General features: G+C 60.2%; 20 protein-coding genes. 9 read left to right on the top strand and 11 right to left on the bottom strand.

Going from position 1 to position 25,715, the window contains the following annotated elements:
* Positions 1-12: 12 nt before the first annotated feature.
* A complete protein-coding gene (locus tag IPM12_04350) occupies positions 13-1,047 on the top strand; it encodes a sensor histidine kinase (protein ID MBK9147038.1) in 1,035 nt (344 codons plus the stop codon).
* A gap of 3 nt (positions 1,048-1,050) precedes the next feature.
* On the opposite strand, the gene IPM12_04345 is transcribed toward IPM12_04350, so the two are convergent.
* Positions 1,051-2,286 carry a DNA/RNA non-specific endonuclease gene (locus IPM12_04345; GenBank protein ID MBK9147037.1) on the bottom strand — a complete coding sequence of 412 codons (1,236 nt, stop codon included), beginning with the start codon at positions 2,284-2,286 and terminating at the stop codon, positions 1,051-1,053.
* An 18-nt stretch (positions 2,287-2,304) separates the two neighbouring features.
* The gene (locus IPM12_04340) at positions 2,305-3,372 is read right to left on the bottom strand and encodes a glycosyltransferase (GenBank protein MBK9147036.1); all 1,068 of its coding nucleotides are present in this window, start codon (positions 3,370-3,372) and stop codon (positions 2,305-2,307) included.
* A 252-nt stretch (positions 3,373-3,624) separates the two neighbouring features.
* On the opposite strand from IPM12_04340, the gene trmB reads away from it, so the two are divergent.
* From trmB to IPM12_04325, 3 genes are all read left to right on the top strand, one after another.
* Positions 3,625-4,314 (top strand): tRNA (guanosine(46)-N7)-methyltransferase TrmB, encoded by a 690-nt coding sequence (trmB, locus tag IPM12_04335; GenBank protein ID MBK9147035.1) that lies wholly within the window; start codon positions 3,625-3,627, stop codon positions 4,312-4,314.
* A 2-nt stretch (positions 4,315-4,316) separates the two neighbouring features.
* A complete protein-coding gene (locus tag IPM12_04330; GenBank protein MBK9147034.1) occupies positions 4,317-4,685 on the top strand; it encodes an MGMT family protein in 369 nt (122 codons plus the stop codon).
* Between the two features lie 182 nt (positions 4,686-4,867).
* Positions 4,868-6,949: a peptidylprolyl isomerase gene (locus IPM12_04325; GenBank protein MBK9147033.1), complete on the top strand. Its 2,082-nt coding sequence runs from the start codon at positions 4,868-4,870 to the stop codon at positions 6,947-6,949.
* A 141-nt stretch (positions 6,950-7,090) separates the two neighbouring features.
* On the opposite strand, the gene IPM12_04320 is transcribed toward IPM12_04325, so the two are convergent.
* On the bottom strand, positions 7,091-7,588 hold the full coding sequence (locus IPM12_04320; GenBank protein ID MBK9147032.1) for a helix-turn-helix transcriptional regulator: 498 nt from the start codon (positions 7,586-7,588) through the stop codon (positions 7,091-7,093).
* 305 nt (positions 7,589-7,893) lie between these two features.
* Between IPM12_04320 and IPM12_04315 the strand changes: the two genes are divergently transcribed.
* From IPM12_04315 to IPM12_04300, 4 genes are all read left to right on the top strand, one after another.
* Entirely contained in the window at positions 7,894-8,580 is a 687-nt protein-coding gene (locus IPM12_04315; GenBank protein ID MBK9147031.1) for a hypothetical protein, read from the top strand.
* 188 nt (positions 8,581-8,768) lie between these two features.
* Positions 8,769-9,893, top strand: coding sequence for a hypothetical protein (locus IPM12_04310; GenBank protein MBK9147030.1), 1,125 nt, complete (start codon positions 8,769-8,771; stop codon positions 9,891-9,893).
* Positions 9,823-11,676: a hypothetical protein gene (locus IPM12_04305; GenBank protein ID MBK9147029.1), complete on the top strand. Its 1,854-nt coding sequence runs from the start codon at positions 9,823-9,825 to the stop codon at positions 11,674-11,676. The genes IPM12_04310 and IPM12_04305 overlap by 71 nt, the downstream gene beginning before the upstream one ends.
* A gap of 805 nt (positions 11,677-12,481) precedes the next feature.
* Positions 12,482-15,190 (top strand): PKD domain-containing protein, encoded by a 2,709-nt coding sequence (locus IPM12_04300; protein MBK9147028.1) that lies wholly within the window; start codon positions 12,482-12,484, stop codon positions 15,188-15,190.
* A gap of 237 nt (positions 15,191-15,427) precedes the next feature.
* Here IPM12_04300 and IPM12_04295 read toward each other — a convergent pair whose 3' ends face one another.
* Together IPM12_04295 and IPM12_04290 are read right to left on the bottom strand one after the other, a co-directional pair.
* Complete coding sequence (locus IPM12_04295; protein ID MBK9147027.1) at positions 15,428-17,050, bottom strand: site-specific DNA-methyltransferase; 1,623 nt, start codon at positions 17,048-17,050, stop codon at positions 15,428-15,430.
* A 56-nt stretch (positions 17,051-17,106) separates the two neighbouring features.
* The gene (locus tag IPM12_04290; GenBank protein ID MBK9147026.1) at positions 17,107-17,376 is read right to left on the bottom strand and encodes a hypothetical protein; all 270 of its coding nucleotides are present in this window, start codon (positions 17,374-17,376) and stop codon (positions 17,107-17,109) included.
* A gap of 485 nt (positions 17,377-17,861) precedes the next feature.
* On the opposite strand from IPM12_04290, the gene IPM12_04285 reads away from it, so the two are divergent.
* Positions 17,862-18,371, top strand: coding sequence for a hypothetical protein (locus IPM12_04285; protein ID MBK9147025.1), 510 nt, complete (start codon positions 17,862-17,864; stop codon positions 18,369-18,371).
* A 134-nt stretch (positions 18,372-18,505) separates the two neighbouring features.
* Here IPM12_04285 and rodA read toward each other — a convergent pair whose 3' ends face one another.
* The 6 genes from rodA to purH form a co-directional block, all read right to left on the bottom strand.
* Positions 18,506-19,849 (bottom strand): rod shape-determining protein RodA, encoded by a 1,344-nt coding sequence (rodA, locus tag IPM12_04280; GenBank protein ID MBK9147024.1) that lies wholly within the window; start codon positions 19,847-19,849, stop codon positions 18,506-18,508.
* Positions 19,846-21,699 (bottom strand): penicillin-binding protein 2, encoded by a 1,854-nt coding sequence (gene mrdA, locus IPM12_04275; GenBank protein ID MBK9147023.1) that lies wholly within the window; start codon positions 21,697-21,699, stop codon positions 19,846-19,848. Before mrdA ends, rodA begins: the two co-directional genes overlap by 4 nt.
* Positions 21,696-22,223: a rod shape-determining protein MreD gene (locus IPM12_04270; GenBank protein MBK9147022.1), complete on the bottom strand. Its 528-nt coding sequence runs from the start codon at positions 22,221-22,223 to the stop codon at positions 21,696-21,698. The genes mrdA and IPM12_04270 overlap by 4 nt, the downstream gene beginning before the upstream one ends.
* The gene (gene mreC / locus IPM12_04265) at positions 22,220-23,050 is read right to left on the bottom strand and encodes a rod shape-determining protein MreC (GenBank protein MBK9147021.1); all 831 of its coding nucleotides are present in this window, start codon (positions 23,048-23,050) and stop codon (positions 22,220-22,222) included. The genes IPM12_04270 and mreC overlap by 4 nt, the downstream gene beginning before the upstream one ends.
* 71 nt (positions 23,051-23,121) lie before the next feature.
* Positions 23,122-24,147, bottom strand: a complete 1,026-nt coding sequence (locus IPM12_04260) for a rod shape-determining protein (GenBank protein ID MBK9147020.1) — start codon at positions 24,145-24,147, stop codon at positions 23,122-23,124.
* A 13-nt stretch (positions 24,148-24,160) separates the two neighbouring features.
* The gene (purH, locus tag IPM12_04255; protein ID MBK9147019.1) at positions 24,161-25,696 is read right to left on the bottom strand and encodes a bifunctional phosphoribosylaminoimidazolecarboxamide formyltransferase/IMP cyclohydrolase; all 1,536 of its coding nucleotides are present in this window, start codon (positions 25,694-25,696) and stop codon (positions 24,161-24,163) included.
* Between the last annotated feature and the right edge of the window lie 19 nt (positions 25,697-25,715).

Raw genomic sequence — 25,715 nt, 5'->3', positions numbered from 1 at the left:
TCCGCATCCCTCATGGACCAGCTCACTACGCGCCGTGTGGCCCTGCTCGCTGCCTTGGTGGTCGCCGTGGCGGGAGGGCTGCTGGCGGGCGTGGCCGTTGATGTGGCCAGCACCGGGCTGGCGCACTGGTGGACCTTCCTGAGCGCCATCCTGTTGTTCGCGGTGGCATACGCCACATTCGCTTTCGGCATCGAACGCTTCGTGCACGGCCGCATCAAGACCCTGTACCGCACGGTTCACGACCTGCGGCGCTCGAAGGCCGGGACGCAGGCCAGAGGAGGTGATGAGCTGAGCCGCGTGAACGCGGAGGTGGCCGAGTGGGCCAGTGAGAGGCGCACGGAGATCCGCGACCTGCAGGAGCGTGAGAAATTCCGGCGCGAGTTCATCGGTAACCTCGCGCATGAGCTCAAGACGCCCATCTTCAACATCCAGGGCTACATCCTCACCCTGCTCGAGGGCGGCTTGGAGGATGGCAAGGTGAACCGTGATTTCCTGGAGCGCGCATCGAATGGGGTGGAGCGATTGATGAAGATCGTGGAGGACCTGGACCTGATCACCAAGCTCGAAAGCGGCGTGATGGAGCTCCGAGTGGCGCGGATCGACCTTCGCGCGATCACCCTGGAGGCCATGGAAGGCCTGGAGCTGCACGCGCAGGAGAAAGGCGTGCGGCTGGTGAACGATGTGCCCGCCGGGACCGCCGTGATGGCCGACCGGAACCGCTTGCTCCAGGTACTGACGAACCTGCTCAACAACGCCATCAACTACGGGCGCGAAGGGGGCCGGTGCACGGTATCGTGCTATGGCATGGGCGAGCAGGTCGCCGTTGATGTGAATGACGATGGCATCGGCATCAGCCCCGAGCATCTGCCCCGTTTGTTCGAGCGATTCTACCGAGTGGGCAAGAGCAGGGCCCGCAACGAGGGCGGAAGCGGCCTTGGGCTGGCCATCGTGAAGCACATCATCGATGCGCACGGCCAGACCATCGCGGTGAAGAGCGTGGAGGGGCGGGGCGCCACGTTCACCTTCACCCTGCAGGGTGCCGCCTGATCATCAACGAACGGCCTCCTCGTACAGCCGCACCTCCTCTTCGTTGTTGATGCTGATGCGCGGGATGTCGTCGTACACGGTCACCTTGCCCGTGACGCAGACCTTCTTCTGCAGCAGCGCGGTCTCCGGATCGTAGCTGAAGTTGGGGCTGTTGTAGTCCCAGATGGTGGCGTAGAAATCCTGGTGCGGGTGCATCCGGTCGAAGTTGAGGTAGATGGCCTTCGCCTTCGCGGTCTTGCGCGCGCTCACCACCGTGCCACACACCGTGATGGTCTTGCCGATGTGGTGCTTCGCCTGCACCGTGTTGAACATGCCCTTGGGCAATGGCGCCTTCAGCGGCTCGGCCTCGCCGAAGAACGGGTCGCCCTCCGCATACCAATCCTTCGGCTCGCGCATGGCCTCGATCCGGTCCTCGGTGGCATCGTCGAGGGCATGGAAGAAGTCCAGGCCCGTGAGGCGCTCCACGCTGTCAACCGTGACGGCGTAGCTGATCGGCGGGTATTCCTGCGGGCCATTGCGCATCACGAAGCCGATGGCCTTGGGCTGGTCGCCATCGAGGTCGGCAATCACCTTCCAGTGCATCTCGGGGATGCTCACCTCATTCTTGCGGTCGGCCTTCTGGAGAGTGGGCAGGCCCTCGCGGAGCACCGGACCGGTAACGATGAAGATGCGGCGCTTGCTGTGGTTCACGTAGCGGCGCGCCCAATCCTCGAGCTCGGCCCACGCGCCCCGGTTCAGCTCTGGCTTCTGCGGGCTCACGTTGCTGTAGTAGTAGGTGGCGCGCAAGGCCTCCATGTTCCAGCGCATATCGGCGCTCGGCACCATGTGGCCCCGGTCGTAGCCGCTGTTCCAATAATCCGCAGTGATGGCGGTGCCTGTGAGCACCTTGGGATCCGCAACGAATGAGTCGATGCGGGCCAGGTTCCCGGTGATCAGGTCCGGCACGGCGATGTGGGCCACCCATTCGGGCTGCTCGTGTGGCTCGCTGTACACGAGCATGTGGCCCGGGTGCTCCACGACTGCCGCGCCCTCTGCGAGCTTGGGTAAACCCTTCGCGCGCAGGTCGCGGCGGATGATCGCGAGCTTGGCGCTGTCCAAGCGGTCCCGCAGGCGCGCCTGATCCGTGAGCATGCGCTGCTGCTGCTCTTCCAGCCGGCGCAGGTTGGCGTCAAGGTCGTACTGGCACCAAGCAGATGCCGGGAGCACCATGATCACGGACAGCAGGATGGCCTTGCGCATGGCGGCAAGGTAAGCGGGTCAGGCCATGAGGCCTGCGAGCTCATGGAGCGCTGCAGCCAAGAGTTCGTTCCCGTTGGCACGAGCTGTGGCCTCGTGCTTCCCGATTGATTTCATCGCAGCCATCAGATCGATTGATTCCTGTGACTGCACCAGGAAGCGACCCGTGCGCGCATGCAATCGGCCCAGGTACTCTTGCTCCTGCTGTCCGGGTGTGGGGATGATGAGCGCGCTCCTTCCCAGCGCCGCGAGGTCCATCAAGGTTGTGTAGCCGCTGCGCGAAACGATGAGGCGAGCCCCGCTCATGGCTCCGGCCAATTCATCGCCGCTCATGTGCGAGCGGATGGACACCGAGCCTGAGCGCTCGTTGCGCGGCTTGTCCGGTTGGCCGAGCACGAGCAAATGATTGCCGGGGATGCGGCTTAGTTGCTCCAAGAGGCGGTGCTCCAGCAAGGTGCGCTGCGGCTCCGGCCCACTGATCACGGCCGCGATGTCGTAACGCTCGCGGGCTGTTTCATGCATGCCCATGCGGCTCAAGGTGCCGATATAGCGCGCATTCTTCGGCAAGGCCGCGCCGTGCGAGAGCTCGCCGGCAAGTCCTGGCGCTTGGGGCTCGTCCATCACCCAGCAGCGGTCGAAGCGCGCGATATGGCGCAGGTTCAGCTTGCGCAGCGCTGCTTGCGCGAATGGCGTGAAAGGGAACACTTGATGCGTGATGAGGATGCTCGGCAGTTCGGGGCTGCGCAATCCGAAACGCTGATCGCTGATCACCGCATCGAGGCGCAAGCGGCCACGCAGGCGATCGAAGAGGGCGCGCTCTGCCTGCACGCTGCGGACCATGGCCGGGAACTGCCGCGCCATGCTCCAGAGCTGATTGCTCGTCTTCGAGTACCGCACATCGACACCCGGGACGCGCACATGCTCCAGCTCCGGGAACTCCGCGCGCAGCAAGGCCAGCGGCCCTCTGTCGGCGCCGATCACCGGCACGGCGCCCGATTCGATCAACTGTTGGATGATGGGCACGCAACGCGCCGAATGGCCCAGGCCCCAATCGAGCGGTGCTACCAGGATGCGCTTGCCTGTGAGCATGGCGGCGAAGGTTGTCACGCGCAGGTGATGCGAACGTTACGCGGCCAGAAGCAGCCTCAAAATCCCCCTTCGGACATCGCCGGGTCTTTTCGCGACCATACTTCGTTGCTCAACCCTTCCAGAACATCCAGCTCTGCTCGGGTTTCATTCCGCGCCTCGTCTGGCCGCGAAAACCCTCCGGCTCGCTTTCCGAAAGGAATTTCGAGGCTGCTTCTACTTTCGCCGCCCTGCCAGCGGCGGGCAGGCCTTCCAATGGGAAAGAACAAGCTCGCGCGCTTCGCCGAGAACCTCACCTTCGAGCATGTGGTGCAGCCCACTTTCGAGGAACTGGTGAAGGGCAGCTTCCCGCTGAAGGGCCGATGGAACGCCGACTTCTTCGGGCGCGAGGCGCCCTTGGTGCTGGAGCTCGGTTGCGGGGGCGGCGAATACACCGTGGGGCTCGCACGCTTGAATCCGCAGCGCAATTACCTCGGTGTAGACATCAAGGGGGCGCGGCTCTGGCGCGGTGCGCGAACCGCCAAGGAAGAAGGCCTCCATAACGTGGGCTTCCTGCGCACGCATGTGGATCATCTCCTAAAATGCTTCGGTCCGCAAGAGGTGGATGAGATCTGGCTCACCTTCAGTGATCCGCAGATCGGCAAGGCGCGCAAGCGGCTCACCAGCCCGCTCTTCCTGGAGCGCTACCGGCAGATCCTCAAACCGGGCGGGTGCATCCACCTGAAGACCGACAGCCCCTTGCTCTATGCATACACCTTGGAGTTGATCGCGGAGCACAAGCTCAGCCTGCACGAGCAGAGCGACAACGTGTACACCGACCTGGTGCACCGCGTATCGGCCGAGGAACAAGCGGTGCTGAACATCCGCACCTACTATGAGCAGATGTGGCTCGAAGAAGGGCGCACGATCCATTACGTTCGTTTCGCCATGAACGAATCAGCTTGATCATGGCCAAGAAGCAAGTGCGCAACGAGGCGGTGCAGGAGCGCGACTTCTTCGCCGATGTGATGGACGTGGTGCGGCAGATTCCGCGCGGCCGGGTCACGAGCTATGGCGCCATCGCCAAGTACTTGGGCGCGGCTCGCTCAGCGCGCATCGTAGGCTATTGCATGAACAACAGCCACACCGTGAAGCCCAAGGTGCCGGCCCATCGCGTGGTGAACAGCGCGGGGATCCTCAGCGGCAAGCACCACTTCGGCCCTGAAGACCGGATGCAGCAGCTCTTGGAGAAGGAGGGCATAAGGGTGAAGGACGACCAGGTGGTGGACTTCACCAAGCGCTTCTGGGACCCCTCGGTGGAGCTGGAATTGCGCTGAACCAAGCGTGATCCGGCACCTTGTACCAAGAGCCCATTACCGACCGATAGCCGCCCGGCCACACCGGAACAGCGTTCAAGGCCCTGGCTCCATCGCCGCCACCTCCTGATCGCCAGCCCGTTGCGCCCGCCCATTCCGTACACATCGCCCGCCTATATTCGCAGCCCCAATTCCAGCAGATAATGGCAGTCATCGGCAAGATCCGCGAGCGCAGCGGCCTTTTGATCGTTCTCGTGGGCGGCGCATTGGCCCTCTTCATCCTCGATGCCCTCCTCTCGAACCGCGGAGGTCCGAGCGGCCGTGGCGATGAACCCGTGGGCGAGATCGGCGGACAGGAGATCAAGCTCGCCGACTTCGACCGGCGCGTGAGCGACGAGGTGGAGAGCTACCGCAACGAGTTCGGCCAACCCGCCAACGCGCAGGTGAGCGAACAGGTGCGCGGCACGGTGTGGAACGAGATCGTGAAGGCCCGCGTGCTGCTCAATCAGGTGGAAGCGGCAGGCTTCACCATCACCAAGCCCGAGTATGACGATGTGCGCTTCGGCGACAACGTTGCGCCTGAGTTCCGTGGCCAGTTCAATGGCCCCGATGGCCAGCCCGACAAGACCCGCTTGCGCGAATACTTCAACGGCATCCAACTGAATGCGCCGGTGTACCACGAGATCCAGAGCCGCCGGATCCAGGAGAACCGCCTCTACGCCAAGTACAACACCTTGGTGAAGAAGAGCGTGTTCGTGAACAGCGCGCAGGCCCGCGACGAGTTCAACGCGAAGAACACCAAGGCCACCTTCAGCTTCGTAGCCAAGCGCTACGACAGCGAGCCCGACAGCCTGTACCCGGTGAGCGACAGCGACCTGCGCCGCTATTACGACGAGCACAAGAACGAGCCGAAGCACAAGCAGAAGGCGGCGCGCACCTTCGATTACGTGCTCTTCCCCGTGCAGCCCAGCGATGCCGATCGCGAGGCCATCGCCGGCAACCTGGCCGCCCTGCGCAATTCCTTCGAGCAGGCCGAGGACGACAGCCTCTTCGTGGTGGGCAACGCCGATTCGCGCAGCTACAGCAAGGTGCCCTACACCGAAGGCAGCATCGAGAAGCTGAACGATTCGCTGATCGTGAACGGCGCCGTGGGCACCGTGGTGGGCCCTTACCTGGAGGGAACCACCTACAAGCTGGTGAAGGTGAAGGAGCTGGCCGATGTGCCCGAGGCACGCGTGCGCCACATCCTGCTGAGCACGCAGAAGGGCAAGGACGAAGCGGAGCAGAAGCAGCGCGCGGACAGCCTGCTCGCCGTGGTGAAGCGCGACAAGAGCAAGTTCGAGGCGATGGTGACCAAGTTCAGCGACGACCCCGGCAGCGTGAGCAACGGCGGCGTGTACGAGTGGTTCGGCAAGGAGCAGATGGTGCCCGAGTTCACCGCCGCGAGCTTCGACCAGAAGGTGGGCGCCACGACCATCTGCAAGACCAGCTACGGCTTCCACATCGTGGAAGTGCTGGGCCAACGCAGCCGCCAGGAGCGCCGCATCATCACCGTGGACCGTGCGGTGAAGCCGAGCCCGGCCACCTTCAAGGAAGTGTACAAGAAGGCCAACGAATTCAGCCTGCGGAACAAGACCGCCGAGGCGCTGAAGACCGCTGCCGAAGAGCAGGGCCTGCAGATGACGAATGTGCCCGACTTCCGCGCAGACAGCCGCTTTGTGCAGGGGATCGACCAGCCGTCCAGCGTGATCGGCTGGGTGAACCGTGCGGAGGTGGGCCAGGTGAGCGAGCCGAAGGACGCCGGCGACAACTACGTGGTGGCGACGCTGCTGAAGGTGAAAGAAGAGGGGGTGCCTGAACTGGAGGATGTGCGCGAAGCCTTCACGAAGGAGGCCGCCAAACTGAAGAAGGCCGAGGCTTGGGTGGAAAAGATGACCGGCAAGACAGACCTGAACGCACTGGCCGGCGAACTCGGCGTGAGCGTGCAGGATGCAACGGACATGGCGTTGAACGGCTTCAGCATCCCCGGCGGCTATGCGGAATACGAGGTGATCGGGAAGGTCTTCGGGCTGCAGGCCGGACAGGCCAGTGTGCCGCTGAAGGGCGAGACTGCGGTGTTCGTGGCCCGCATGAACAGCCGCACCGAAGCCCCTGCCGAAGGCGACATCGCTGGCGAGAAGGGCGGGCTGCTGGGCCGCCTGCAGAGCCGCGCGGAAAGCGCGGTGCTGAATGCGCTGCGCGAAGCCGCTGGCGTAAAGGACAACCGGCACTTGCACTACAACTAGGCGCGGAAGCGCCAAATGGAGAGCGCCGGCTATGCCGGCGCTCTTTCGTTACAGGCTATCGAGTCCGTTGTGCTTGCAGGGCGAAACGGTACAAGCTGAATGGACAGCGGTTCGGTGGCCGCGCAGCGGAATGGCTATGGGCTACTGGCCTTCGGGCGATGGGGAAGGCGGCTGGTACCGGTGCTTCAGCTCTGAGGTAAGGCTGATGATGGCTTCGGGCGATAGGGTGCTGATGAGGCGCTGCAAGTCGTTGTTCTCGAGCGGCCCTTTGCGGAGCGGGAGGAGCACATCGTTGGATGGATTGATGCCCCGGCCATGCGGCTTATAGCAGAAAAGGTCGTGCGGCAGGACATGGAAAGCACGGCATAGCTTTTCAAGGTGATCGAAGCGGATGCCCTTACACGTGCCGTTGACGATGTTATGGGCGACGTGGTGGGTGAAGCCATTCTTGACCAAAAAGGCGTACGGTTTGGCAATTCCCTTCAGCTTAGCGATTCGTTCGACATCGAGGGTGATCATTTGATGACGGTTTTTGAGGTATTGCGATAGACTGTTCGAAAAACCCGATGCGGGGTTCGGATTCTGGGACGTTCTGATCCGGAAATCCGACGAACTCTTGCTGAAGCGGGATGCTCGCATTCCAAAACCTCAATGTCACATTCCAAAACTTCAATCTCGTATTCCAAAACCTCAATGTCTTGTCGGAGAATTTGAATGAAGGGTTCCGAAATTGAAACGCGGCATCGCTGAATATCCATAACGGGCGTTCCGGACGGGGACGCGCGGTAAGCGAGTGAAATGCGTGCGTTGAATGGAGCACGTGATGCGAATACATGGTTCATGCGAATATGGCGAAAAATGAAATCGATTGCCTACTTGTTTGGCGGTGCGAACGCTGATGCGGCGCTCCGGTGGATGCCGGAAAACCATAACACCACCATGCGATGAGAAAGGACCTTGAGGACCGATTCACGATGTTCTATGCGACCCAGACCGCTGTTGATGCGCACAACGCTGCTTGGGCTGCGCTGTTGCCCTTTGCGAATGCGGTGACCGCGTTCAAGGACAAGATCGTTGCGATCGAAGCGGAGATCGCGAAGCAGACCACGGACCTTGAAGGCTATGCCCTGGATAAGGGGGAGAAGAAGGAGAAGATGATCCGGAAGGGGCTGGAGATCGCGAACAAGGTGTATGCCTTCGCGGTGGATGATGGCAACACCGTGCTGCGTGAGAAGATGGATGTGAGCTACAGCGACCTTGCTGCACCGCGCGATGCGGTGATCGCGCAGAAATGCCAAGTGATACACGATGAGGCGAACGCCGTGGCAGCGAGCATCGTGGCGTACGGCGTGGCGGCGGGCGACCTGACGGACCTGCAGACGCTGATTGATGATTACGAAGCGGTGATCAGCGCGCCACGCACGGCGATCACGGTACGGAAGGGAGCGACGGAGGCGATTGAGGCGCTGATCAAGGAGGGAACGACGATCCTGACAACGCGGATGGACAAGCTGATGAGCGAGTTCGAGCTGACGAAGCCGGATTTCTATCAGGAGTACTTCGATGCGCGGATCGTGGTGAACACGGGGGCGAAGGGCGGGGATGAGCCGCCGGTGCCACCGGAGCCTTAGGGCCTCACCCCGACCTCACCCCCGGCCCTCTCAAGATCGCTTCGCTACGCTCGCGATGACAGGGGGGAATGCAAGAAGCCCCGCCGATGGCGGGGCTTCTTGCTGGGGTGAGGTGGAGATGGTGTGGAACGATGAACCATAGCTGCAGGCTTTTGCCTTGCGCGAGGGTGGAGAATAGACCTTGCCTCTTGGCAGAATATCAATGGCAAATACCACCTATGCTGGCGATGAAACTTGCGAATAGCAGCGAAATTGCTAGTTTTCAATTCCAAACCGCCTTGACGCAACCCATTCCGACCATGAAATCTTTGCTAGCACTTGTCTTCGCGCTTTTCATCGGCCATTTGAAAGGCGCAACCTTGTACTGGATCAATGGAGCGGGTAATTGGAACGACCCCACACATTGGTCGAATAGCTCCGGAGGGGCAAGCTGTGCCTGTGTACCGACCACGACGGACGACGTTATTTTCGATTCGAATTCGTTCACGGGCGCAGGGCAATCTGTGACGGTGAACGCACAGGCCTACTGCCGCAACATGACCTGGACCGCCGGTTTGCCCAACCCGACGCTGGCCGGCAACCAGCCGCTGGATATCTACGGCTCCTACACGCTCACCCAGAGCATGAACCTGACGCACACCGGCCTGGTGACCTTCAAGTCCAACAGCGGCAACAGCACCATTACCACGGCAGGCAAAATCGTTCGTTCAAGTATCACCTTCAATGGCATCGGTGGGGCTTGGACCTTGCAGGACTCGCTGGTCACATACAACACGGGAACGACAATTACCCTGACCTCAGGTGCCCTCAACACCAATAGTCAATACGTGTTCGCTAACCAACTGTACTCGGCAGGCAGCGGCGTGCGAGCACTATCGCTGGGAAGTTCCACCCTCGTACTGACATCAACCAGCAGCACCTACGATGCCTGGCAGCTAAGCGCATCCAACATGAGCTTTTCGGCGGGGTCCTCACTGATCCGCCTCACTGGTAGCGGAAACCCCAGTTTCAGTGGCGGTGGACTGCAATACCATAATCTGGAGTTCACCAACGCAAGCGGAACTGGGTTCATCAATAGCGCCAACAACTCCTTCAACGACGTGTCGTTCGCAGGCAACGGGGACCTCAATGGCAACCAGAGCTACCACGACCTGACCTTCGCCACCAGTAAGACCTACACCCTCTCGGGGGAATCAGACGCTCACCGGGACGCTTACGGCCAATGGAACTTGTGCTGTGCCGATGCCTCTGAGCGGAGGGGGCTTCATCAAGAACGGCGGCAGTGTCACCATCAACTATGTCTACCTCACTAACGTCACTGCCAGCGGTGGCGCCAACTTCACCGCCAACAATACCACGGACTTCGGTGGCAATACGGGCTGGAACATCAATACCCCGGCTTCACAGACTTTGTACTGGGTAGGCAACAGCGGCAACTGGACCGATCCCTTGCATTGGTCCACAACCTCCGGTGGCAACAGCAGCAACTGCATCCCTTCGATCTACGACAACGTAGTGTTCGATTCGAATTCGTTCACGGGCGCAGGGCAATCTGTGACGGTGAACGCACAGGCCTACTGCCGCAACATGACCTGGACCGCCGGTTTGCCCAACCCGACGCTGGCCGGCAACCAGCCGCTGGATATCTACGGCTCCTACACGCTCACCCAGAGCATGAACCTGACGCACACCGGCCTGGTGACCTTCAAGTCCAACAGCGGCAACAGCACCATTACCACGGCAGGCAAAATCGTTCGTTCAAGTATCACCTTCAATGGCATCGGTGGGGCTTGGACCTTGCAGGACTCGCTGGTCACATACAACACGGGAACGACAATTACCCTGACCTCAGGTGCCCTCAACACCAATAGTCAATACGTGTTCGCTAACCAACTGTACTCGGCAGGCAGCGGCGTGCGAGCACTATCGCTGGGAAGTTCCACCCTCGTACTGACATCAACCAGCAGCACCTACGATGCCTGGCAGCTAAGCGCATCCAACATGAGCTTTTCGGCGGGGTCCTCACTGATCCGCCTCACTGGTAGCGGAAACCCCAGTTTCAGTGGCGGTGGACTGCAATACCATAATCTGGAGTTCACCAACGCAAGCGGAACTGGGTTCATCAATAGCGCCAACAACTCCTTCAACGACGTGTCGTTCGCAGGCAACGGGGACCTCAATGGCAACCAGAGCTACCACGACCTGACCTTCGCCACCAGTAAGACCTACACCCTCTCGGGGAATCAGACGCTCACCGGGACGCTTACGGCCAATGGAACTTGTGCTGTGCCGATGCCTCTGAGCGGAGGGGGCTTCATCAAGAACGGCGGCAGTGTCACCATCAACTATGTCTACCTCACTAACGTCACTGCCAGCGGTGGCGCCAACTTCACCGCCAACAATACCACGGACTTCGGTGGCAATACGGGCTGGAACATCAATACCCCGGCTTCACAGACTTTGTACTGGGTAGGCAACAGCGGCAACTGGACCGATCCCTTGCATTGGTCCACAACCTCCGGTGGCAACAGCAGCAACTGCATCCCTTCGATCTACGACAACGTAGTGTTCGATTCGAATTCGTTCACGGGCGCAGGGCAATCTGTGACGGTGAACGCACAGGCCTACTGCCGCAACATGACCTGGACCGCCGGTTTGCCCAACCCGACGCTGGCCGGCAACCAGCCGCTGGATATCTACGGCTCCTACACGCTCACCCAGAGCATGAACCTGACGCACACCGGCCTGGTGACCTTCAAGTCCAACAGCGGCAACAGCACCATTACCACGGCAGGCAAAATCGTTCGTTCAAGTATCACCTTCAATGGCATCGGTGGGGCTTGGACCTTGCAGGACTCGCTGGTCACATACAACACGGGAACGACAATTACCCTGACCTCAGGTGCCCTCAACACCAATAGTCAATACGTGTTCGCTAACCAACTGTACTCGGCAGGCAGCGGCGTGCGAGCACTATCGCTGGGAAGTTCCACCCTCGTACTGACATCAACCAGCAGCACCTACGATGCCTGGCAGCTAAGCGCATCCAACATGAGCTTTTCGGCGGGGGTCCTCACTGATCCGCCTCACTGGTAGCGGAAACCCCAGTTTCAGTGGCGGTGGACTGCAATACCATAATCTGGAGTTCACCAACGCAAGCGGAACTGGGTTCATCAATAGCGCCAACAACTCCTTCAACGACGTGTCGTTCGCAGGCAACGGGGACCTCAATGGCAACCAGAGCTACCACGACCTGACCTTCGCCACCAGTAAGACCTACACCCTCTCGGGGAATCAGACACTCACCGGGACGCTTACGGCCAATGGGATTGCGGGAGGACTTACGAGCATTACGGGTACGGCCACGATTACGAAGAACGGCGGTTCGGTATGTGTCACGTATTGCATTTTGCAGAACGTCACCGCTGCGGGGACCGCCACGTTCCGGGCAGGAAACAGCACAAACCTAGGCGGAAATACGGGGTGGCTCTTCGAGGCATGTTCACCCCTCAACTGCACTGCATCGCTGGCGCCCACGAGCGTGAACATCGCAGTTGCTGGAGGTGGACCATTCAATGTGCAGCTCACAATCGCGCCGACCTGTAACTGGTCGGTAACCGGTGTGCCAAGTTGGATCTCATGGCCAACAACAAACGGTGTTGGAGACATGCTACTGGAATTTACGGTGGAGAATAACCCATTACCTGGGCCTCGCAATGCGACCATCACTATTGCTGGACAAGCATTCACCGTAAACCAAGCAGGCACAGGTGGTGGCTGCGCCTTCGTGCTGACACCCTCGAGCAATCTGACTGTGCCTGCGGCTGGCGGGCCGAATTATCAGGTGAATGTGGCCACTGGTGTTGGATGCAACTGGACAGCGGTGTCCAATGATGCTTCGATGATCGAGATCGTATCCGGGTCACCCGGGAGCGGAAATGGTGTGGTTGAGTACAGTGTTACGGCAAACCCGGGTTCGTCTGTGCGGAATGGGACAATGACCATCGCCGGGCAGACATTCCAAGTGAACCAGGCAGGTAGTAATCCGATCACCTACACGATAACGGCTTCAGCACAACCCGAGAACAATAGCTACCCCAACCCAATACCCATGCCCGTCTCCCCCTACTTGAAGATCTGTGGAGATGGTTCACGAGCGACATGGATCACAGTTACTGTAACAGGGGGAACTGTGGACCTTAATCAGCTAAAGCTGCGCATAGCAGATTCTAATGGAGACATCGGCTATTATGGAGCCTTCAATAACCTCCACATTCTAGGAGGCAACTACGTGCGGACCCGGTTTTCGCACCCTCGATACATGGATGAACCCGGATATGGTCGAAGCGATGAGATTCAAGTCTACCTAGAGAACGACCCAACAACAACATTGGCCTCTCTGCCCATCAGGGTCTATCGCTCCCCCATCGCATTCATTCATGGGCTTGGGGGCAATCAAAGCGCTTTCGAAGTGCTCGCGGATCGCCTTCTCATAACAGGGCAGTACCCCTACGACGCAAGTCTCCCATGGGAATCACCACTATTCTGGAGGGCGAACTATAGCTCGACCAGCACCAGGCGGTTCCTGGTGAACCGTAAGGTCGTTCCGAATTCAATCAACCTGGCCTTGTCGCAAGCCATGTCCCAAGGCTATAGCTGCGGCAAGGTTTCGGTGATTGGGCATAGCATGGGTGGTGTCCTTTCGCGGATCTATTTGCAATCTCATGATGGGGTGACCTATCGCCAAGACATGAACAGGCTCATTACGGTAAGCACGCCCCACTTTGGAACACAACTCGCAAATCACTGCGCAATAACCAACTTCCCATACCCTAGTGCGTGTCCGGTAGTCCTATCCATCGTGGGTCTCGGCTCTCCTTGGGGGGGCTTGTCCACGGGAGCCGTTTCCGACCTACGTGTGAACTCCTTGCCAATTTGGAAGCTAAACAATCTGCCACAGCTCAACTCCGTGCCGTCCGTCACACTGTCGTCAAATGCAGTTGGAGAGGTCGCCTCAGGTGCGATTGCATTCAGTATCGCATTCGCAGCGGCACTAAGCACCGGGGGGGCGAACATCTATGACAGCGAAGCGAATGACCTAGTTGTACCGATGTCATCGCAACGGAGCAATCTAAATCTCCAACCCGTTGTGTCAGCCCAATGGCATATTGGGTCGGCTGAGAACATCACCATCTACGACCAAACGAGTGCATTGCTGAACTCCGACCCCACTGGACCACAGTTCGCTCAAGCAGGCTTCCCACAAGCCAACCTGGTGTATATGCCGCCCATGGGCGAGACCGATCCTCAGGTTGCGGCCAGGTCGGGCGGGAGTGACCAAGTCAGCATTGACAGTCCTTGGGATGGTCAGGAGTTCGCGGCCGGCGCTTCAGTAATGGTGGACATAAGCTATGCTGGGAATATGTCAAGGATGCTTTTAATGGCCCTTCCCAATGGGTTGGACCCCATCGTGATCGACACTGTACCAGTGAACCAATTGGAGTTCACAATACCCGCAAATGCGGTTGGCAACGTTGGTTTGTTCCTGCTTGGTGGAACCGACACGGAATGGACCTCGAATGACGAAGGATACATCACAGTGTCCGCGTCGGTTCCTCCTGACAGTATTCGAGCAATACCACACTCGGTCACCATACCGCTGGGTCTTACTGAATCCATAATGCTAGAAGGCTATTTCAATGGCTCGAGCCAAGCTGTGAGCCTTGTAGACGCTAATGGGCTTGACATAGCCATTAACGGTCCATTGCTCTCATACGAAGGGGAAGGTGTTTTTCAAGCGCTGGCTGTCGGGAGTACAGAAGTAGTCTATACATACTTGGGCCTGTCGGACACAACCTTCGTGACAATCATTGATGATCCTGCTGCATTGGTAGCAGCGTTTGAATACACTGACGAGGTTATCTGCGAAGGTGAATCAGTAACATTTACTGATGCCTCACAGGGTCTGGCAGTCAGCCACGAGTGGACTTTCCCTGGAGGGTCACCGTCCAGTTCCACAGGCCCCGGCGCAATCGTATACTATTCCCAGGCAGGAGTATACCCCGTTAGCCTTGTTACCACATTCATTAATGGCATCGACTCCATATCGGTCGATCAGTTGGTAGTGGTGAACCCAAATCCCGAGGCGGTCATCCAGAACGGAGGGAACGTGCTCGTAGCTTCAACTGAGAATGCGACCTACCAATGGTTGGATTGCGCCAACGCGAACACACCTATTGACGGTGCAACGGATCAGGAATTCTACCCTACTCTGACTGGTCAATACGCAGTGGCCGTGACCCAAAACGGCTGCAACTCGATCTCTGATTGCGAGTTCTTCATCATCACGGGTGTTACGACACCTGGCCAACCTGCGGGTTGTTACTTGGCACCGAACCCAAATAGCGGGCAAGCAATGCTTTACCTCCCCACTGACTGGAAATCGGGAACAGCCCGCATTGAGGACATGGCTGGTCGGGTACTGTTCAGCGAGGCAATCAATGGTAGACAGCGAGTACCTCTTCAGGTCCAAGCCGCTAGCGGGGTTTACACGCTGCTTGTTAACTCGGAATCTGGTGTTCAAAGCCTCCGATTCGTCGTCGAACGTTGAACTTCATCCGTCCCACGACTAACACCCCATCTAAGCAAGGGCTTGGTCATTCTCACCCTTGTGAACCTCAAAGTCTATCCCATCACCGGGTAGGTCGATGAGCCACTTTCCCCTTCGGAAATAATTCATCCGTCGGTATTGACCGGAGGAGGTAAAAGAGCACGCACCCCCTTGCGCAGCCGGTTTTGGAACACGTACCAATTGGGCGGAGGCTGATGGGAGTAGCCGACGAAGCGGTCAGCTCCGTTCCACACTCCCGTTGACTTTCAGCTTGACAACCTCCAGACCTTCGAGGCCCGCGGCATCAATTGCCATGACGGCTATGGTGTGGAGGCCGGGCTTGAAGGTCTTCTCCTGGGTGCCGATGCGATCAAGCAGGACTTCGGGCTTGAAGCCTAGGGCTTCGTTGTAGTCCCAATCCCAACTGAAGAACTCAATGCCAGCTTCGCTGACGCCTTCCGCGCGGAGTTTGAGCTCCCGTACGCCCTTCTTGTCGCGACCGAGCTCACTGATCTCCAACTTGACGGTGGGCTTCTTGGCGATGGGAACGATGTCCTCGACGGCGACGAGCCTGATGATGCAGCCTTCCTTGCTTTTGAGGCGGGCTACTTCCTCGACGGCGCCTTTGCTGAAGCTGAAGGCGATGAGGTAGGCAGCGGGCGCTGCGGCGGCCTTCTTCTTCTCATAGAGCTTCTTATCGAAGCGTTGCAATGCGCTGAAGAGGTTGTCGATGACGTTGCGCCCGATGGCATCGCTGCGCTTGACCTGGATGGGTGCGCCGTCGTGGTGCTTGCCATCGAGACCGAGATCGCCGCCCTTCTTCGCGTTAGCGGTGCCACCGAACTGGCCGATGATCCAACTCTCGAACTCGAAGGCGTCCTTGTTGCGCAGGGTATCGTAGTCGTACTTGTGAAGTTGCACGGTGAAGTCACCGCTCATGAGGTCGCGCTGATTGTCCAAGCGGTATTGCGTGACCTTGACGGCTTGCACGCTTTGGTCGATGCCGATCCACTTGCGCTGTAGCTTGTCGGCAACTGCCACGGTGGTGCCGCCACCTACGAAAGGATCGAGCACCACATCGCCCTCGTTGCTGGCCATGCGGATGATGCGATCCATGAGGGCTTCGGGCTTTTGCGTGGGGTAGCCGATGGCTTCATTCGACGACCCGCCCAACGCACTGATATCGTCCCAAAGATTCTGAACCGCTACTCCTTTGCCGTCATCGAGGTATTGCTTTCGTTGAGGTACTGCTCCAGGACTTGTTTGAACTACAAGTCCATCCGCAAGAAGTTGGTTCATTGTTTTCTGCGAGTAACGCCAGAATCTGGTTACACCGAGGATTTCATACGACGGGTTACCCTTTGCGGCGCCTCCCGGTCCAATCATGCTTATCAGGCGGTAACGTCGACCATCTGGTTCGACAAACTTGTAGAACTGTGTGAGGTATTCTTCGGTGTAGGGCTTAAAGGGTTGATTGTAGGCCGCCTTGTCGCCCTTGGTATAATAGAAAATCGAATCGGTGTTGTAATCCAGGGACATCTTTCCTTGACCTACGTTCCCCTTTACAGTATCCGCGCGCTTCCAGATGATGTGATTCTTCAAGTGCTTAGCACCGAAAAGACGGTCCATGATGTCAACTCTGATGTAAGCATCCGCGTGCCAATCGCAGTGCAAGAAGATGGAGCCGGTGGGTTTGAGGATGCGGTGCATCTCTTCCACACGCTCCTTGAGCCAGCCGATGTAGTGGTCCATGCCGCCGGACCAACGATCTTTGAAGGAGCGGACCTCGCCTTCGTCGCCCCAGATGACCTCGTAATTCCTGTTGGAAAAGAAGGGCGGGTCGAGGTAGATGAGGTCCACGCTCTCGCTATCGAGCTGTTTGAGGATCTCGAGGTTGTCGCCGAGGATGAGCTTGTTCAGGGTGGACATTGAAGCAATGTTATTGCATCCGCGCCTTGGACTTGCAGGGTCGGCAACTCAGTTTGCACGGGTGGTGGTTGGCGAACATCTTGTTCGGTCGGGCGCACTCCCAAAAGGTCAGCGGTTATGGTTCTCTGGTAAAGCCACAGCAGAATGCTGAGGCAGGTGATGATAATGAGCAAGTTGTTCCGCATGCCTTTTTGCGTTAGGACCTTCTCAATCAAAGTACAGAGGGCTTGCATTCCAGCGCCGTTGAAGAGGGTCATGGTCTGGTGTGTATTTGGCAGATACTACGGGCCCGGCCCGGTGGAATAAAGGGATGGACTGTGCGCAGGTGTTGCAAAGCTCAAGAGCACCCGGGTCTGTTCGGTTAACTGTGTCAATTGACCTTTGTTGATGTTGTTGTAGTGGATTTCAAGGAGGGGAGCCGGCGAGCGGGAAAAAGGTCGCCCCCCTGGGGAATTTCGCCGCCAGTGCTGGCGCGGGTTTCCGGGGTGGACATAGTGGACGCGGTGGACACGGTGGCAGGGCGCTAGGAAGCGCTCTTGCTGCTCTGCTTGGCTTGTACCACCATCCAGGGCTGATTGACAATATTGAAAACTCGCTACTAGCTCCATGTACTTTGAACAATGGAATGCCCGGCTACATTTGACATAGCCCTATTTGCTGGGGCGAAGGGAATGCTGAGGCCCAATATCAAGTAGGCACAAAACCGATGATGATGAAACAGACTTTACTCATACTACCCGTGATGGCTGCACTCCTTGCCGCTGGCTGTAAGGGCGACAAGGGAGAGAAGGGAGATACTGGACCGCAGGGCAATGCGAATGTTCGCCAGTACAATTACTCCCTCAATCTTTCGAATTTCGCCTTCTTCGGTAACATGAACGCATACGGCACCGCCGTAGCGAGCGTGCCTGCGATCAGCAGCACGCAAGCTGTGCTCACCTACGTCTACATTGACCCTGCCGTTGACAACTACAATGAGTGGGTAGCGATGCCATTCACCCACTACTTCAACACGGGAAACTCTTACAACGTGCATTCTTATAGCGTGGATGGGGCCAGCCTGTGGATCTACATCCGGAACAGCAACGGAACCGCACCCTATTCCCCGATGAGCGGAACCATCTCTTACAGGACCTTCGTAATCGCGAGCAGTCAGCTCGGTACAATGGAAAGCGAGCATGTAAACCTGGACAAAATGCAGGATGTCCTCGACTACTTTGACCGCCACGACATAGTTGTGGAGGCCCGCTAGCAGACCGACCTAATAACCGTGACAAAGGGAGTTGGCGAACCGCTGACTCCCTTTGTTATTCCGTTCCAATTCAAGGTTGACGGCCGGTTGCAGCACTCCACCGAAACCGAATGGCATCTAGTTGAAGAGGCCTTTCACCTCAACTGGCTCAGCCGCTCCGCATCGAGCCGCACCAAGGTGCCCAGCAGCAGCGTGAAGCCGATCATGCTGCTGCCGCCGTAGCTGAAGAAGGGCAGCGGGATGCCGATGACGGGCGCGAGGCCGATGGTCATGCCCACGTTGATCATGAGGTGGAGGAAGAAGATGCTGGCGACGCAGTAGGCGTAGATGCGGGTGAAGCGGGAGCGCTGGCGATCGCTGATCTGGATGATGCGCAGGATGAGGACGGTGAGCAGGATGACGACGGTGGCGGTGCCGAGGAAGCCCCACTCCTCGCCCACGGTGCAGAAGATGAAATCGGTGCTCTGCATGGGCACGTACTTGAATTTGGTGAGGGTGCCCTCGAGGTAGCCCTTGCCGCTGAAGCCGCCGCTGCCGATGGCGGTCTGGCTCTGCTTGACGTTGTAGCCAAGGCCCTGGGGGTCCTCCATCTGGCCGAGCATGACGAGGATGCGGTCGCGCTGGTGCTGGGCCAGGACCTTCTCGAAGGCGTAATCGACGCTGCCGATGAAGGCGGCTGAGGCCAGGACGCCGATGACGATGTAGGTGTAGAGCCTGCGGCGCAGGCGCTTGGCCACCATGTTGCGCACCATGAGCCAGCCGATGCCCGCGATGAAGGCGATGACCAGCATGAGGAATTGCGGGCCGGTGAGCACGCGATCGGTGAAGGGCAGGTCGAAGCTGCTCTCTTTGAGGATGAGTGAGAGGATGGAGAGGAAGGCCGCGAGGATGGCGAGCAGGAGCACGTTGCCGGAAAGGCCTTCGCGGTAGAGCACGAGGATGAAGGCGCCGGAGACGAGGGCGGTGCCGGTATCGGGCTGCAGCATGATGAGCGCGACGGGCGCGAGGATGATGAGGGCGCTGATGACGCGCGAGCGGAGGTCGATGAGGGCCTTGAGGCCGCTGAGGTAGCGCGTGAGGGCGAGGGCGGTGGCGTACTTGGCGAACTCGGCGGGCTGGATGCCGAAGCTGCCCACGCCGAACCAGGCCTTGGCGCCGTTGACCTCTTTGCCGATGACGAGCACCAGGGCGAGGAGCAGCAGCACGAAGGCGTAGATGCCATTGGCCCAATCGCGGAAGATGTGGCCGCGCACGAGCAGGATGGCCGCGCCGAGGGTGAGGCTGATGCCCATCCACACGGCTTGCTTGCCGTATTCCTTGCTCTGGTCGAAGATGCTGGCGTGGTCGGGGTCGTAGGCGGCGCTGTAGATGTTGGCCCAGCCCATGAAGAGCAGGGCGAGGTACATCCCCAAAAGGGGCCGATCGAGGTTGGCGGCGACGTTCTCCCGCCTGCCAGTCGGGTAGGCAAGGGCGCTCATCGGCGGCGTGGCTTCTTGGGCTTCTTGCGGAAGAACTTCTCCTGGGCGATGAGGTCTGTGTCAAGTAGTTCCTTCATCACCTCGGGCCGCTTGATAGTGTCTGTGAGGTATTGCTCGATGAGGAGGCTGGCGATGGGTGCTGCCCAACGGCCACCGGCGCCAGAGTTCTCCACATAAACGGCCATTGCGATCTGCGGGTCCTCCATCGGTGCGAAGCACACGAATACGGCGTGGTCTTCACCATGCGGATTCTCTGCTGTTCCGGTCTTGCCGCATACGGTGATGCCTTCGATGCGAGCTCGTCGTGCGGTGCCACCGGGCTCATTCACCACGCGCCGCATGCCCTCCTGGATATGGTCGAACCAGTGCGGCGCGGCTTCGACCACGTGCTTCTCGCGGTACTTGGCCTGCAGGCTGTCGGCCTCGCCTACCGCGCGCACCACGTGCGGATCGTAGTACCAGCCCTTGTTGGCGAATATGGCGGCGAGGTTGGCCATCTGGATGGGCACGGTGAGCACTTCGCCCTGACCGATGCTCGCGCTGTAGATGGTGCTGAAGGCCCAGCGCTCCTTGCCGTACTTGCGGTCGTAGTAGGCGGGGCCGGGGATGTTGCCACCCTTGAGCGAAGGGAGGTCGAGGCGCGGCTTGTCGCCCAGTCCGAAGCTGTGCATGCGGCGCTCCCACTCGGCCAGGCCCAGGGCGGCATCGCGGAAGCGGCTCTTCTTGTCGAGCTTGCGCTCTACGATGCGGTCGAAGACGGCGTAGTAGTAGGGGTTGCAAGAGAACTGGATGGCCTGCTCGATGTTAGCGGCCGTGGGATGGTTGTGGCAGCCCACCAGGTTCTTGTTGCACGGGAAGCTGCTGTTCACGGAGATCACGCCCTCATCGAGCGCGATGAGCGATTGCACGATCTTGAAGATGCTGCCCGGCGGGTATTGCGCCTGCAGGGCGCGATCGAAGAGCGGCTTGATGGAATCGCGCTGCAAGGCGGCGTAGTTGGCGTTGCGCACGCGGCCCACGAGCAGCTCCGGGTCGTAGGCCGGGCTGCTCACCAGGCAGAGCACCTCGCCGGTCTTCGGGTCGAGCGCCACGATGCTGCCCTTCTTGTGCTGCATGAGCTGCTCCCCCAGCCGCTGCATATCGGCATCGATCCCGGTGTAGAGGTCCTTGCCCTCGATGGCGAGCGTGTCGTAGCGCCCCTCTTTGAAGCTGCCTTTGATGTTGTTGTGGACATCGACGAGCACGTAGCGCACGCCGCGCCGGCCGCGCAGTTCCACTTCGTAGTACTGCTCCAGCCCTCCCACGCCGATGACGTCGCCGGGCTTGTAGTAGGGGTCGGCTGCGACCTTGGCGGGGCTCACCTCGCTGAGGTAGCCGAGCATGTGTCCGCCCACGCGCGGTGGGTAAGTGCGCAGGGTGCGGCTCTGGCCGTAGAAGCCGGGGTAGCTGTGCAGGTGCACGCTGATGGCCGCGAACTGCTGCGCGGTGATCTGCTTCTCGATCACGCTCGGCTTGTACAGCGAATACGTGCGCGCCTCGGCGATCCGCTGCTTGAGGTCGGGCAGCGGCACGCTGATCAGCGCTGCGAAGGCCGCGGTATCGAAGGCTTTCACCTCACGCGGCACCATCATCAGGTCGTACACTGGCGTGTTGGCCACGAGAAGCTTCCCGTTGCGGTCGTAGATGAAGCCGCGCGCGGGGTAGTCGGTGATCTTGCGCTCGGCCATGCTCGCTGCGCTGGCCTTCCATCTGTCATCGACCACTTGGATCCAGAAGAGGCGGAGCAGGAAGATGAAGGCGATTGCGATCACCCCTGCGATGAGCACGTATTTGCGCCCCTCGAAGTTCATGCGCGCTTGCGTTCGGCGGTGCGCGAGGTGAGCAGCTGCGCCAGCAGGCAGAGGCCCAAGGTGAATGCCGCGCTGAGCACTGCGCGCAGCAGGGTGCCGAAGAAGGCGTCGAAGCGGTGCAGCTCCACGAAGAAGAGCCACAGGTGATGCACGGCGATGAGCACGCCCGCGTTGGTGGCGAACCACGCGAGGCCCATGCTGGGCACCGTGGGGTGCATGCCGAACTCATAGCCGTCGCGGGGAGCCATGAGCCGCAGCAGGTGCTTGCGCACGAACATGAGCACCACGGAGGCGCTCATGTGCATGCCGGGCGTGCTGGCGAAGATGTCCATGACCAGGCCGGTGGCCGCGCCGATGAGCAAGCCTGCCCATGCCGGCAATTCGAAGGGCAGCATGATGAGGAAGAGCACGTAGAGGTAGGGCACCATCCAGCCATGGGCCAGGTCCACCTGATCAAGCAGCAGCACCTGCAGCAGGAGCAGCAGCACGAAGCGGCCAAGGTTCGCGGCGATGCCCTGGATCATGGCTCGTCCTGGCGTTGGATGAGTGAATCGCGCTCGGCACGGTGGATGTCGTGCACCACGTACACGTAGCCGCTGCGGCTCAGGTCCTCGAAGAGCCGCACGATCACGGCTTGATCCGGCCTTCCCGGTGGACTGCTGACCTCGGCCACCGCGCCCACGGGCACATCGGTGGGGAACACGCCATCGCCGCCCATGGTCACCACGGTATCGCCAACGGCCACGCGCACGTGCTTGGGGATATCGACCATCGATGCCGTGGCGGGGTCATTCGTATCCCAATACAAGAGCCCGAAGTTGCCCGATCGCTTGAGCTTCACGCTGGTCTTCACCAAGGGGTTGAGCACGCTGATCACCGATGCGAACCGCTCGCTGGCATCGTGCACCACGCCCACGATGCCATCGGGGCCGATCACGCCCATGCCGGGCAGCACGCCGTTCGATGTCCCCTTGTCGAGGGTGATGTAGTTGCGCTGCTTGTGATAGGTGGCGCTCACCACCTTGGCCGATGCGAATCGGTAGAGCCGCTCCGTGAGGCTATCCGCGCCGGCGGGGGCACCGATCGCATTCGCGCTGTCCGCCAGGCCGAAGCGGTTGCGCCATTGCGTGTTCTCAGCGACCAGACGCTCGTTCACGGCACGCAGGCTGGTGTACTCGGTGACCTGGCGCTGCCAGTCGAAGAGGGTTCCGGCCACGGCGTTGCTGCTGTTGATGGCCACCGCCCGATGATGCATGCTCCCGGAATAGAGCAGGCCCATGGCGAGGATCATCAGGGCGATGAACAACAAGGTATCGCGGACGCGGAGGAGGAATCGGAAGAGGTCGCGCATGGTGCTTTTGCATGTCCGCCCGCCCGCGCCGGCCTATGTCGGCATGGGCGCGACGTGTCACGCCCCTGCCGTCATTCCCGCATCAGGAATTGGAAGCGGTCGATGTTCTTCAGCGCGATGCCGGTGCCGCGTGCCACGGCGCGCAGGGGATCGTCGGCCACATGCACCGGCAATTTGGTCTTGATGCTGATGCGCTTGTCGAGCCCGCGCAGCAATGCGCCGCCGCCGGCCAGGTAGATGCCGGTCTTGTAGATATCGGCGCTCAATTCGGGCGGCGTGGCCTCCAGCGCGCTGAGGATGGCCTCTTCGATCTTGCTGATGCTCTTGTCGAGCGCCTGCGCGATCTCGCTATAGGTGACGGTGATTTCCTTGGGGATGCCCGTCATGAGGTCGCGGCCGCGCACGGCGTAATCGGGCGGGGGGCTGTCGAGCTCCGTGAGCGCGGCGCCCACTTCGATCTTGATGGTCTCGGCGGTGCGCTCGCCCACCAGGATGTTGTGCTGGCGGCGCATGTATTCCTCGATGTCCTGGGTGAACTCGTCGCCGGCCACCCGGATGTTCTTGTCGCACACGATTCCGCCGAGTGCGATCACGGCGATCTCGCTGGTTCCGCCGCCGATGTCGATGATCATGTTGCCCATGGGCTCCTCCACATCGATGCCGATGCCGATGGCCGCTGCCATGGGCTCGTGGATCATGTACACCTCCTTGGCCCCGGCGTGCTCGCTGCTGTCCTTCACCGCGCGCTTCTCCACCTCGGTGATGCCGCTGGGGATGCAGATCACCATGCGCAGGTTGGGCGTGAAGAGGCGGCGGCCGGGGTTGATCATGCGGATCATGCCCTTGATCATCTCTTCGGCGGCCTTGAAGTCGGCGATCACGCCATCGCGCAGCGGACGGATGGTCTTGATGTTCTCGTGGGTCTTGCCGTGCATCTGCTGCGCCTGGCGGCCCACGGCGATCACCTTGCTGGTGGTGCGGTCGATGGCCACGATGCTGGGCTCATCGACCACCACCTTGTCGTTGCTGATGATGAGCGTGTTGGCGGTGCCTAGGTCGATGGCGATCTCCTGGGTGAAGAGGTTTAACCAGCTCATGCGGTGGGGAGGGTCAATGTTTGAAGTGGCGGGTGCCGGTGATGCACATCGCGAGGCCGTTCGCGTTGCAGTAATCGATGCTGTCCTGGTCCCGGATGCTGCCGCCCGGATGGACGACCGCGGTGATGCCCGCCTTGTGCGCGATCTCCACGCAGTCGGGGAAAGGGAAGAAGGCATCGCTGGCCATCACGGCGCCGTTGAGGTCGAAGTTGAATTTGCGGGCCTTGGCGATGGCCTGCTCCAGCGCATCGACGCGACTGGTCTGGCCGGTGCCGCTGGCAATCAACTGATTCCCTTTCGCGAGCACGATGGCGTTGCTCTTGGTGTGCTTCACCAGCATGGTAGCGAAGACCAGGTCGCTCACCTCCTGCGCGCTCGGCGCTTTGGCGGTGGCCGTGCGCAAGGTGGCGGCGCTGGCGGTCACGGTGTCGGCGTCCTCAGAGAGGATCCCATTCAGCGCCGCACGCACTCGCCGGACCGGAGTCCGGCGGACCGACGGGCGGACAGACAGGATGATGCGGTTCTTCTTCCGCTTCAGTACTTCGAGCGCATCGTCATCGTAACCGGGAGCCGCGATGATCTCGAAGAAGATGGTGTCGATGGATTCCGCCGTCGTCTTGTCGATCCGTGCCGTGGTGATGAGCACCCCGCCGAAGGCGCTCACCGGATCGCCCGCGAGCGCTGCATCCCATGCTTCCTTCACCGTGGCACGAACGGCGGCGCCGCACGCGTTGTTGTGCTTCAGGATGGCGAACGGCACGCTTTGAATCGTCGCGAGGTCCTGGATCAGCTCCACCGCGGCATCGAGGTCGAGCAGGTTGTTGTAGCTGAGTTCCTTGCCGTTGTGCTGCTCGAAGAGGCCTGCCAGGTCGCCGTGGAATGCGCCCATTTGGTGCGGGTTCTCGCCATACCGCAGCACGGTGGTCGGCCCGGCGCTCAAGCGCAGGTCCGAATTGCCGCCGCTGAACCACGTGTAAATGGCGCCATCGTAGTGGCTGCTCACGCCGAAGGCCGCCGCTGCGAAGGCCCGCCGCTGCGCGAGTGTTGTGCTTCCCTCCTGCTCCTTCAGCAGGCGCAAAAATTCCGCGTAGTGCTGCATGCTGGGCACGATCACCACGTCGGCGTGGTTCTTCGCACCGGCACGAATCAGGCTGATGCCGCCGATGTCGATCTTCTCGATGATCTCGCTCTCCGTGCCGCCCGCCGCCACCGTGGCCTCGAAGGGATAAAGGTCCACGATCACCAGGTCAATGGTCGGTATGGCGTATTCCTCCAATTGGGCCACATCGCTGTCGAGGTCGCGCCGTCCCAGGATGCCGCCGAAGACCTTCGGGTGCAGGGTCTTCACCCGTCCGCCTAGGATGCTCGGGTAGGTGGTGATCTCTTCAACCGGTGTCACCTTCAGGCCCAGGCCTTCGATGAAGGTCTGCGTGCCGCCGGTGCTGTAGAGGTGCACGCCCAGCCGATCCAGCTCACGGACGATGGGTTCGAGCCCATCCTTGTGGAAGACCGAGATGAGTGCGCTCTGGATGCGTTTCTGCCGGTCCAAGTGCGGGTTCGGGAGGTGC

The organism is Flavobacteriales bacterium (assembly GCA_016716605.1).
GTDB lineage: Bacteria > Bacteroidota > Bacteroidia > Flavobacteriales_F > PHOS-HE28 > PHOS-HE28.
Note: the sequence above shows the minus strand (reverse complement) of the source record. Positions and strands in the feature narration are given on the sequence as shown.

What these genes read in the sequence shown, in the direction of transcription:
- IPM12_04350 (MBK9147038.1), top strand. Translation starts at nt 13, where the DNA reads ATGGACCAGCTCACTACGCGCCGTGTGGCCCTGCTCGCTGCCTTGGTG.
- IPM12_04345 (MBK9147037.1), bottom strand. Translation starts at nt 2,286, where the DNA reads ATGCGCAAGGCCATCCTGCTGTCCGTGATCATGGTGCTCCCGGCATCT.
- IPM12_04340 (MBK9147036.1), bottom strand. Translation starts at nt 3,372, where the DNA reads ATGCTCACAGGCAAGCGCATCCTGGTAGCACCGCTCGATTGGGGCCTG.
- trmB (MBK9147035.1), top strand. Translation starts at nt 3,625, where the DNA reads ATGGGAAAGAACAAGCTCGCGCGCTTCGCCGAGAACCTCACCTTCGAG.
- IPM12_04330 (MBK9147034.1), top strand. Translation starts at nt 4,317, where the DNA reads ATGGCCAAGAAGCAAGTGCGCAACGAGGCGGTGCAGGAGCGCGACTTC.
- IPM12_04325 (MBK9147033.1), top strand. Translation starts at nt 4,868, where the DNA reads ATGGCAGTCATCGGCAAGATCCGCGAGCGCAGCGGCCTTTTGATCGTT.
- IPM12_04320 (MBK9147032.1), bottom strand. Translation starts at nt 7,588, where the DNA reads ATGCGAGCATCCCGCTTCAGCAAGAGTTCGTCGGATTTCCGGATCAGA.
- IPM12_04315 (MBK9147031.1), top strand. Translation starts at nt 7,894, where the DNA reads ATGAGAAAGGACCTTGAGGACCGATTCACGATGTTCTATGCGACCCAG.
- IPM12_04305 (MBK9147029.1), top strand. Translation starts at nt 9,823, where the DNA reads ATGCCTCTGAGCGGAGGGGGCTTCATCAAGAACGGCGGCAGTGTCACC.
- IPM12_04300 (MBK9147028.1), top strand. Translation starts at nt 12,482, where the DNA reads ATGATCGAGATCGTATCCGGGTCACCCGGGAGCGGAAATGGTGTGGTT.
- IPM12_04290 (MBK9147026.1), bottom strand. Translation starts at nt 17,376, where the DNA reads ATGACCCTCTTCAACGGCGCTGGAATGCAAGCCCTCTGTACTTTGATT.
- IPM12_04285 (MBK9147025.1), top strand. Translation starts at nt 17,862, where the DNA reads ATGGCTGCACTCCTTGCCGCTGGCTGTAAGGGCGACAAGGGAGAGAAG.
- rodA (MBK9147024.1), bottom strand. Translation starts at nt 19,849, where the DNA reads ATGAGCGCCCTTGCCTACCCGACTGGCAGGCGGGAGAACGTCGCCGCC.
- mrdA (MBK9147023.1), bottom strand. Translation starts at nt 21,699, where the DNA reads ATGAACTTCGAGGGGCGCAAATACGTGCTCATCGCAGGGGTGATCGCA.
- IPM12_04270 (MBK9147022.1), bottom strand. Translation starts at nt 22,223, where the DNA reads ATGATCCAGGGCATCGCCGCGAACCTTGGCCGCTTCGTGCTGCTGCTC.
- mreC (MBK9147021.1), bottom strand. Translation starts at nt 23,050, where the DNA reads ATGCGCGACCTCTTCCGATTCCTCCTCCGCGTCCGCGATACCTTGTTG.
- IPM12_04260 (MBK9147020.1), bottom strand. Translation starts at nt 24,147, where the DNA reads ATGAGCTGGTTAAACCTCTTCACCCAGGAGATCGCCATCGACCTAGGC.